Raw genomic sequence first — 252 nt, 5'->3', positions numbered from 1 at the left:
GTGTTTGGCCCCGTCGACCCCAGCTTATTGCAGCAAATCCTGCCGCAATCTCAGACGATTACCAATGAACATGGAAAGCTGATGCTAGAGCGGCAACAGCGCCGGGAAGAGCGCTAAGCTAACCCTTAGCGGATACGGCGAAGATAGACGTAATAGGCCCCTTCGCCGCCGTGGCTGATATGGGCAGGCGTCACCTGCAATACCGCCTGTGCCAGTGGCTGCAGAGCGAGCCATTGGGGAACCTGATGGCGC

The 252-nt window shown here is 58.3% G+C and carries 1 protein-coding gene; it reads right to left on the bottom strand.

Annotated features, from left to right (window positions below; genetic code table 11):
* Positions 1-125: 125 nt before the first annotated feature.
* Positions 126-252 (bottom strand): Smr/MutS family protein (locus tag O4G76_RS21145; protein ID WP_269399059.1); only part of this gene is annotated, 127 nt, incomplete at its 5' end.

This window comes from Limimaricola sp. G21655-S1, from assembly GCF_027213785.1.
Taxonomy (GTDB): Bacteria; Pseudomonadota; Alphaproteobacteria; order Rhodobacterales; family Rhodobacteraceae; genus Limimaricola.
The sequence above is the reverse complement of the archived record's forward strand: the minus strand, read 5'-3'. Positions and strand labels throughout refer to the sequence as shown.